The 10,382-nt window shown below is 44.3% G+C and carries 5 protein-coding genes; 2 read left to right on the forward strand and 3 right to left on the reverse strand.

Annotated features, from left to right (window positions below; genetic code table 11):
- Positions 1 to 87 precede the first annotated feature (87 nt).
- Positions 88 to 1,455 (reverse strand): alpha/beta hydrolase family protein, encoded by a 1,368-nt coding sequence (locus POW22_RS07830; protein WP_272832082.1) that lies wholly within the window; start codon positions 1,453 to 1,455, stop codon positions 88 to 90.
- Between the two features lie 82 nt (positions 1,456 to 1,537).
- The gene (locus POW22_RS07835) at positions 1,538 to 3,469 is read right to left on the reverse strand and encodes a tetratricopeptide repeat protein (protein ID WP_272832083.1); all 1,932 of its coding nucleotides are present in this window, start codon (positions 3,467 to 3,469) and stop codon (positions 1,538 to 1,540) included.
- A gap of 275 nt (positions 3,470 to 3,744) precedes the next feature.
- On the opposite strand from POW22_RS07835, the gene POW22_RS07840 reads away from it, so the two are divergent.
- Complete coding sequence (locus POW22_RS07840; protein WP_272832084.1) at positions 3,745 to 4,689, forward strand: hypothetical protein; 945 nt, start codon at positions 3,745 to 3,747, stop codon at positions 4,687 to 4,689.
- A gap of 48 nt (positions 4,690 to 4,737) precedes the next feature.
- Here POW22_RS07840 and POW22_RS07845 read toward each other — a convergent pair whose 3' ends face one another.
- Complete coding sequence (locus tag POW22_RS07845) at positions 4,738 to 7,869, reverse strand: VPS10 domain-containing protein (RefSeq protein ID WP_272832085.1); 3,132 nt, start codon at positions 7,867 to 7,869, stop codon at positions 4,738 to 4,740.
- Positions 7,870 to 8,115: 246 nt separating this feature from the next.
- Here POW22_RS07845 and katG point away from each other — a divergent pair, with 246 nt between their 5' ends.
- Positions 8,116 to 10,326, forward strand: a complete 2,211-nt coding sequence (gene katG, locus POW22_RS07850; RefSeq protein ID WP_272832086.1) for a catalase/peroxidase HPI — start codon at positions 8,116 to 8,118, stop codon at positions 10,324 to 10,326.
- Positions 10,327 to 10,382: the final 56 nt, after the last annotated feature.

The raw sequence follows: 10,382 nt of genomic DNA on the forward strand, positions 1-10,382 counted from the left end.
TTAATTGTTTAGTTAGTTGAACAAAACCTCCGCTCAATCCTTTATGAGCGGGGGTTTTATGTTTTTATAACTGAGTAGTTAAAGAGTCTATTCGGTTTCTATAAAACCGTGTTTACCCAGAAAGTCAATTACTGAGATCATCACTGTTGGGGATGTTCTAAAAAAGCGCCAATAGGTATGATTATCTGATAGATTGACGGATATGCTTTGCGTCTCAATACCATGCCCTGCCTGATGAGCAAGAACTTTGGTTAAGCGATCAGGTCTGTCCTTAAAATACTCCTCCAAAGCGTTGATATTCTCTTGGTATGGGACTATCCAATCTTTTTCTCCATAAATGGCGAGTAGGGGATTGTTGTACTTTTTCAAAACATCTTTAGGATTGTAATTGTGTCGTCTTACCCACAATTGTTCTATGTCTGCTGCGCTTTGAGGGATATCAGTATCTTCCAACAGCGACTTCCATCCGTTTTGATCTGCTTGGATCAAAAACTTTTGAAATTGCTCAAAAGAAGCTGCATTAGCTGGCGCATTAAATACCATATCGGTATAGGCCTTGACTTCTGATAAGGCTTCTTCGCTGAGCTCATAAATGGGCGCGCCATAGGTCAGAGACTGCGTTTGCTGCTCATAGACGCTGGTACTGGGACCGGCAAGCGTGATCATAAAGTCAAAGGACTTTTTTTCTTGGGCTTTAGCGGCGACCCAAGCCCCGGCACTGCTACCAATTACGCCAATATGCTTAAATCTTTCAGGCCTGTTACGCAGCCAGCTGTTCAAAGTAGCGACGTCTTGAGCTAGATCATCAATAGTTGCCGTAGCGCAGTTGCCTGCAGAACGCCCTGTTCCCCTTTTGTTAAAGGAGAGTACTGCAACGCCATAGCGCCTTAAAACCTTAGCCCAAAGGTCGTATTTGGTGGTTCCGGCATAACATCCGCGTCCACCCACAATAATGATGGCTGTCTTCTTAGGATTGTTTTCAGGTAAGTGCAAATGCCCATAGAGGTCTCCGGCTGCTCCCGCAACGGTTATTTCTTCTGTGGTAAAGTTTGGCTTCGGCTTTTTGGGTAACTTCTTTAAGTGCAGATAGATGCTTGGAGTCGTATTGGCAATGGAACCATTGAGTTCCAAGGCGCCAGGGTCAAGTTTTAGTGCAGCCCGACCATAACCCGTATTGAAGCCAACAGTGCCTAAACTGTCAATTTGAATATCCAAAACCATCTCCCCATAAGCCGGATGCCATTCTTCCATGACTTGCAGACTCATCAAAGTCTCGTCCTGCATATAAAAGGAGATCTCGATCTTTTGATAACTGTTGTTCTTAATAAAGGCACCTTCCCAATTACCTACTAAGGCCTTTTGTATTTGTTGTTCTTGATTTTGAGCGGAAGCGTTTAAGCCACTGCTCAAAATCATAAGATAGAGCAGCAGTTTAGAAAAAGAGGGGGTGTGCATGGTCAATTAATTCCTTAATTCTTCTTTGAAGATACGCATTATATACCATTGCTCGATTACGCTTGAGTAAACCTATTGAGAATTAAAGGGTATTTAGGAATTCTACCAGATCCGTTTCCTTGTCTAAAGCTAACTTTTGTTTGAGTCGGTACTTGGATTTTAGGACACTGTCTGGCAATACATTAAGCATGGAGGCGATCTCTTTAGTGCTTAAGCGCATCCGTAGAAAGGAAGCCAAGCGCATTTCTTTTTCAGTGATGGAATCGTTGATCTGTTTGATCTTGTCATCAAAATTGTTGTGTACTTCAGAGAAGTAGGATTTAAAGATTTCCCAATCCTTGTCTTCTGCGCGTTCTTTTTTGAGCAATAAGATCAGCCTCCGGAATTCAATCTTGAAAAGTTCTGGAGAGGATTTGATCTTCTCTAAGTTTTCTTTAAGCTCTTGAATAAAGGTGCTCTTTTGTACCAAATGCAAGGTCTGACTGGCCAGCTCTTTCTTTTTGAACTCGATCTCTTGACGCAGTATGGCTTCTTGTTTCTCGCGTTCGATTTTATTTTTACGCATGCGCTGTCTGAGTCCGAAGATCACCAAAAGACCAATGATCATTGAAGCAACAAGTCCTAAACCGTAGAGCAATTTTGCCAGCTTATCAGACTCCGCTTGCGCGTCTAAGGCAATGATCTCTTGTTCCTGTAAGGCCAAGCGCGCTTCTTTTTTCTCCAGATCAAATTGAGCCCGTAGGTTTTCTATATTGTCTGAGGTCTCGGTGTTGATGATGGAATCGTTTAAAACCTTAAAGTTCTTATGGTGCTCAAGGGCCTTCGGGTAATTACCGAGTTGCTCATAGGCCTGGCTCTTTACGCGTTGTGACACCCTTTGGAAAGAGATGGTGCTGTTGGGCACGGAATAGGCCAACGAATTCTCAGCCAATTGCATGGCTCGATTGGGTTGACCTAAGGCCAAATAGGCCTGAGCCATTTTGTTTTGCGCCAGAGCGACCTTCCTTTTAGAATTTAGACTTTCACCCAATGCTATGGACTTTTCATAGTAGGAGATGCTTCGCTGCAATTGGTTTTGTTCGTAATAAACATCGCCAATGGTCGTAAAGGAAGAGATCATGACCTCGTTGGCTTTGGCCTTTTCGCTAATATCAACTGCCTGGTTCAAATATTCCAAGGCTTTATCATATTCCCCAAGCACTTTATACATGACCCCAATATCGTTCAGGGCTTGTGCTTGGTAGAAGACATCGTTTTCTTTCTGATACACTTTTAAGGCGATCTTATTGTATTCGATGGCCTTTTGCGTATTGCCAATATTGTTCTCTAAAGTGGCCAAATGGGTATAAGTATCAGCAATGCGGATGGAATCCCCTAAAGCTTCAAAGTACTTCAAGCCTTTCTGCACATTGGCTAAAGCGATGTCGTAATATCCTTTGTTTTGATTGATGGTCCCCTTAAAGTCATAAGCCAGCGCAATTCCCATACTGTCTTGATATCTCAGACTGTTGGCCAGATCCAGATCATTGATACTGTCTGCTGCAGCCATATTTCCTTGACTGAACTCGATGATGGTCAAACCGCGGTAATTGGATGAGATTCGCGGAACGTCCTCATCGGCTATAGCAAGCTTCAAGCTTTGATTGTAGTAGTTGCTGGCAGAATCAGCCTCAAAAGTCGTGTAGTAATACACGCCTAGTTGATAGAGCGCCAATGATTCCCCTTTGACGTTTTCTAGCTTCCGAGCCAAAGCGAGCATCTCCTCTGCATAGGGTTTTACTTCCGGAGTATTCCTATACATATAGTAGTTGATCAGGTTATTGATCGTTTTGAGTTTTAAGGTGTCTTCCTTTTGCTGAATGTATGCAGTCAGTAAACTATCAATGGGGCTTTGGTTTTGTCCAAAGCTCATCCAGCTGATTATTATAAATAGGACGAGAATTAGTCTTTTAGTGCTCATAATGATGGCCTTAGTTGTTCGGTCTAAGATAGTTAGAATGAAGATGCAATCCATGACTCAAAACTTGTCAGTCCATAATAATCCATGTATTAAATTCATGATTTTGGGCAAGTTCGAGTCTATCAAGAAAATTTTAAAACACTATATATCAATATCTTGTGCACTTATTATGTGAAAATTGAGGAGTTAAACAAGCAGCGCTCTTTGTCCATGTTTTTTACAAGCTGTCCATGCTTTGTCCATGCTGGTTTTTAGAATTTCCGTTGCATTGACCCTAGGTTTGTGCTGTCCTTAAAATATGGGCAACACTTTAACTAAAATTCTAAGTCATGAAATGCAATTCACTTTTTCTTTCCCTGCTGATGGTTTTCACGCTGATGGCCTGCAGCTCAGAAAACAACGACGACACTAACGACGACCCCGATCCTTTTGAGACCACCAACGATATTGCGCGCTCCATAGCCGAGTATCCCGGTAGTGGAACCTTACTTTCTAGTTTAACTAGTGATCTGAGCGGAGAGGTCAATTATACCTTGACCTTTGAATCTGTTCCAGGAGCCTTTGCTATAACCTCTGCAGGTCTTACTGTAGCAGATTGGCTAGTCTATGATTATGAATCGCGTACAAACATTACCGGAACCATTGAAGCCAGTAATGGAACAGAAACGGAAGTTTTGAGCATAGATATTGAGATTGACAATGTAGATGATATTTGGGCCTTTTTACACACCTCTGGGGACGCTTACCTAGATGCCGAACCGGGAGAATGGGTGCCGATTTTAGAAAGCGAATACAACGATTTGGCGAATTACCTCGCCATGACCACTAAAAGCGGAGCTTTAGATAGTGATTTGATCAGCCCGAGCTCCATCAGTTCTTCCGCGGGGAATGTGACGATCAGTACCGTGAACGATCAAATTATGCCAGATGGGAGCTATTTATTCGCCTTTAAGTATTACAGTTGGGTAAATAATTCCAACAACGTACAAGTAAAACTTTCTGAAGGAAACTTTAGCGGTCCATTTGAAGATGTGGGTATGGCCTTCCCGGAACATGATGACGAATTCAACCACTTTGTGATCAAAGGAGCCGATACTCCAACAGACGGTGAAGGCTACCTGGGTATGTATGCACCGAACAACTATGGTTCTAAATCCAAATCTGGGGCGCAGTGGCTCTTCGGAACCGGCAATACATCAATACTGCCGAATTCGGGTTCAAATTTTGTCCCCTTATACCAAGGAATCAGTACTACTTTAAAACAGTGGGACTAACAAAAAAAGCAGCTCAATGAGCTGCTTTTTTTATGCTTTGATTCTGGATTAATCATCCAAAAATAAGGCTGGTAAGTCCAAAGACTTATAAAGTGTATTGTACTCTTGCATTTCATTGTTGATGATCGCATCGCGTTCATCCTGATAGACTTTCCAATCATCCATAAGGTCCTTAAAGCGCTGCTTGGCTCCTGCGGTCAAAGTTGGATCGTCTTGATCAATATACCCCGCCAATACTCTAAACTGAGCATTGAGCTTGTTGTTAAAGTTGATCACATCTTGGAAGGTCTTTTGTTTGGCTTGAATCAAATTCTCCTCCCATTGCGTTATACGCTTGCTGATCTCTTTTCCTTTCTCTATCAAGGCTTCTGCAGATTCATTATCGGCTAAATAATCCGCGTAACGCGCAATTTGCGATTTCGCAGAGCGCATTTTAGTCACAGACTCGTGCATTTCAGTTACTACAGCTTCTATTTCACTGAGCATTTGTTGTTGTGCCGCCCAGTCAGATGCTGAAGCTTTAACTGCAGGGTTTGGAAGTATGGTTGCCTGAGTCTCACTTACCTTGCCGTTATATCTCATACGCAAGGTGTAGATTCCCGGTGCTACGCTACCGCCATTCAAACCGCCAAAGACAAAAACATTGTCCACTCCTGGAATCGGATCTCTATCAAAGCCCCAAGTAAAACGATTGTATCCTGCTTTTTTTGGAAGCACCTGCGGTGGAGGAGGGCCACCTGGCCAGCTTTTAAAACCTTTGGGTCTACTGCTGCTATACGTTCGCACCACTTTATTGTCTTGAAGGATCTCCAAGCTAATATCCAAGCTGTCTACAACTTGATCAATGTAGTAATCAAAGCTAACACCCATCCTCGGGTTTCTCCCTTGCCCCGGAGCTCTTGAGACCCCATTGTATAGTCGATAAGTGTCTTTGGGTTTAAAGATCTGGAAACTCGCATTGCTTAAATCCAGTTGTTGTAGCGGACTCAAATCGTCCAAGATCCAAAAGGCACGTCCAGAGGTGGCGGCTATTAGATCGTTTTGACGAATATAAAGGTCATTGATGGCTACTACAGGCAAGTTCAAATTAAAGCGTTGCCAGTTTCCTCCATCATCAAAGGAAACATATATGCCGGTCTCTGTACCTGCGTACAGTAGGCCTTTTCGTTTTTTATCGGCACGAACCACTCGAGCAAAACCGTTAGGATCATCCAAACCGTTTACAATCCGGGTCCAACTGGCGCCGTAATTGGTCGTTTTAAATACATGAGACTTGAGATCCATAGATTTATAGCGCATCACAACAATATAGGCCGTCGCCGGATCGTGCTCAGAAATATCAATACTGTTAATGATCCCATCTTGGATTCCCGGAGGCGTTATATTGCTCCAATTTTGTCCACCGTCACGTGTGATATGAACTAAACCGTCATCGGTTCCCGCATATAAAACACCTTCTTCGTGTTGAGATTCCATAAGAGAAGTGATGGTGTTGTAGTTTTCACCTCCTGCGGCCTCATTGGTGTAAGGCCCGCCACCGGGGCCGTGTTTGTCCTTTTCATTCTTTGTGAGGTCTGGACTGATCTCCGTCCAACTCATACCTTGGTCAGTACTTTTAAATACTACGTTCCCTACGTGATAGATCACTGATCTGTCATGAGGAGAAGTGATGATCGGAGCATTCCAGTTATAACGGTATTTAGCATCCTTAGGAGCGATACTCAAACCGAGTTCGGGGTATTGTTTGATCGATTTTTGGACGCGCGCATCACGGTCCCATTTACTGAGGTTCCCTTGATAGGTTCCTCCATAGACCGTCTGCGGATCATCGGGATCAAAAGCGATAAAAGCACTTTCACCACCGGCCACAGAATACCAATCCTTCCAATCAATGCCGCCATCGTTGGTTCTACTGGCAATACCAATGGCAGAATTGTCCTGCTGCCCGCCATATACGTGATAAGGTACTTGATTATCTGCAATTACGCGATAGAACTGAGCTGTAGGTTGATTTTGTTGCGAGCTCCATGATTTACCTGCGTTGAACGAGATATTTGCACCTCCGTCGTTGGAGTTGATCAGGTTTTGATTGTCTGCCGGATTGATCCACAAATGGTGATTGTCTCCATGCGGAACGGGAATATTGCTAAAGCTACGTCCGCCGTCAATGGACTTCATCACTGGAGCATTGAGTACATAAACTACATTTTCGTTTACTGGATCTGCAAAGATCTCCATATAATACCAGGAACGTGCAATGTTCACGCGATCCTTATTGACTTGTGTCCAACTCTTACCGGCATTGTCCGAACGATACACTCCGCCTTGAGTTCCTTCTGCCTCAATGACTGCAAAGACGCGCTCAGAGTTTGCGCGGGAGACCGATATCCCAGCCTTTCCAAAAGCTGCTGGAAGGCCTGTTTTCATTTTGTCCCAAGTGGCTCCGCCATCTATTGATTTGTACAAGCCAGACTTATCGCCGCCAGACTGCATGATCCAAGGATAGCGCTCATGTTCCCACATAGCTGCATAGAGAATGCGCGGGTTGTTCATATCCATGCTTAGAGAAGCTCCTCCCACGCGGTCATCGACATAGAGCACACGCTCCCAACTAGCGCCGCCGTTTGTAGTTCGATACACGCCGCGATCTGTTGAAGGGCCGTATTGAGCTCCCTGAGCGGTGATGTAGATGACATCTGGGTTTTGCGGATGTATGATAACATCAGAAATATGTCGCGACTTTTCTAAACCTATGTGTTTCCAAGTTTTTCCAGCATCGTGAGAGATATAAACACCATCGCCCATAGAGGTCATTACCCCGCGAGCCGCGTGTTCTCCCATACCTACAACAACTACGTTGGGATCACTCTCAGCAACAGCGATAGCTCCTACAGAACCCATTTTAAAGTAGCCGTCAGAGATATTGTTCCACGTAATTCCTCGGTCGGTTGTTTTCCAAACCCCACCGCCGGTGGATCCCATATAATAGGTGTTTGGATCACCGATAACTCCAGTACTTGTTACCGAACGGCCGCCTCGGAAAGGACCTATATTGCGCCATTCAAAGCCATGGAAAAGACTGTCTTCAATTTTTGGGGACTTCGCTTTTTTATTGCGCTGTGCGTATCCAGAAAAAGGAAGTAGCAATGCACATAAAATCAAAAGTTTTAAGGATTTCATCGGTTGGAATTTAGTATTGTTGGTTGTCTTCTAAGGTACGAAAAACCTTCATTCCGCACTAAGTAGATCTGCCTTGATTTATTGCTGATTGCTGCTGATGTAGCTCTATAGAGGACTTCTTACTGGATAGGTTGTTTTACTCAAGTGTATCCATTATTCCGATATAAACATTACTGATAGCTTCCCAAAAGAAATAAGAGATGCTTATGGTAAATTTGAAGAAACAAAATCAAAAATCATCGAAAAATGGGAAATAACGATCATCCGGATATCAATGGAATGGACGCCAGCCAATGTCCTTTCTTGAGCGGAAAACAAAACACCGTAGGAGGTGGCGGGATCAAAAACCGCGACTGGTGGCCAAATGAATTAAAGCTGAACATTTTGCGTCAGCATGCAGCAAAGTCAAACCCACTGGGTGAAGATTTTGACTATGCAGAAGCTTTCAAAAGCATCGATTACGATGGTTTGAAGAAAGACTTAGAAAAATTGATGACCGAATCTCAAGATTGGTGGCCAGCAGATTACGGACACTACGGAGGTTTGATGATTCGTATGGCATGGCACAGCGCCGGAACCTATCGTGTGGGTGACGGACGTGGAGGAGCTGGAACAGGAAACCAACGTTTTGCTCCGATCAACAGCTGGCCAGATAACGGTAACTTAGATAAGGCACGTTTATTATTGTGGCCTATCAAGCAGAAATACGGAAACAAACTCTCTTGGGCAGACCTAATGATCTTAGCAGGAAATGTTGCTTTAGAATCTATGGGCTTCCCAACTTTTGGTTTTGCAGGAGGGCGTGAAGATATTTATGAGCCAGAACAAGACGTTTACTGGGGAAGTGAGACCGAATGGGGTGCCAATGACGAGCGTTACGATGAAGATGGCAAGCTAGAGGACCCTTTAGCCGCCGTAATGATGGGTTGGATCTACGTAAACCCAGAAGGACCAAATGGAAATCCTGACCCAATGGGATCTGCGGCTAATGTACGCGAGACCTTTGGACGTATGGCGATGAATGACGAAGAAACTGTTGCTTTAGTAGCAGGCGGTCACACCTTTGGTAAAGCACACGGTGCTGCCGACCCTGGACAATACGTTGGGCGCGAGCCTCACGGAGCTACTATCCAAGAAATGAGTACTGGGTGGAAGAACACTTACAAATCTGGAGTTCTTGAAGATACCATCACCAGTGGAATTGAAGGAGCTTGGACTCCAAACCCAACCCAATGGGATGCTGATTATTTTGATGTATTGTTGAATTACGATTGGGAACTTACTAAGAGTCCTGCTGGAGCACACCAATGGACTCCGACTGCAGAATCTAAAGCGAGAATGGCACCACGTGCTGGAGATCCAAACGGACAACAAGCGCTAATGATGACCACTGCAGATATTGCTTTAAAGACAGATCCCTCTTATTTGGAGATCTCTAAGCGATTCCATGAAGATCACAAAGCCTTTGAAGATGCCTTTGCACGAGCGTGGTTTAAACTTACCCACCGCGATATGGGACCTAAAGTACGCTATATTGGGCCTGAGGTACCTGCAGAAGACTTGTTATGGCAAGACCCGATCCCTGCAGGATCATACAACCTAAGTAAAGATGATGAGGCTTCCTTGAAGAAGATGATCTTGGCTTCTGGCTTGAGTATTTCTGAATTGGTAAGAACCGCTTGGGCTTCTGCATCTACGTACAGAGATACTGACAAGCGCGGTGGCGCCAATGGTGCGCGAGTGCGTCTTGAGCCACAACGCAGTTGGCCAGTGAATAACCCAGAAGAGCTCAACAAAGTGCTTGGGGTTTTAGAAGCGATCCAAAACGAGTTTAGTGGAACTGTTTCTATGGCCGATTTGATCGTACTTGCTGGTAACGCAGCCATTGAAGAGGCAGCGCGTAATGCGGGACACGAAGTAAGCGTACCTTTCCACGGCGGACGTGGCGATGCTACACAAGAGCAAACTGATATTGAGCAGTTCAACTACTTAAAGCCGCTTGGTGATGGATTCAGAAACTACGTAAATCCAAACATCGATGTAAAAGCAGAAGACCTACTTGTAGACAAAGCGAATTTGATGGCGCTTTCTATTCCAGAGATGACCGTTTTGGTAGGAGGAATGCGCGTGTTAGGAGCTAACTATGACGGATCTTCACACGGAGTATTTACAGACAATGTAGGAGCTTTGACCAATGACTTCTTTAAGAACTTGGTAGATATGACCTACACCTGGGCTGCTGCCGATGCTGATGAGAAGACCTTTGAAGGGCGCGATCGTAGAACGGGACAAGTTCGCTTTACCGGAACACGTGCAGATCTTATCTTCGGGTCAAACACAGAATTGAGAGCCGTTGCTGAGGTTTATGCCGCTAACGATGCCGCTGAGAAGTTTGTAAACGACTTTGTGGCTGCTTGGACCAAGGTGATGAATGCAGATCGATTTGATCTTGCATAATAAGGATTAGGCCTTAAAATATGAAAAGCGACCTCTCTTAGGGGTCGCTTTTTTTT

Origin of the sequence: Gilvibacter sediminis, from assembly GCF_028561565.1 — a bacterium.
Taxonomy (GTDB): domain Bacteria; phylum Bacteroidota; class Bacteroidia; order Flavobacteriales; family Flavobacteriaceae; genus Gilvibacter; species Gilvibacter sediminis.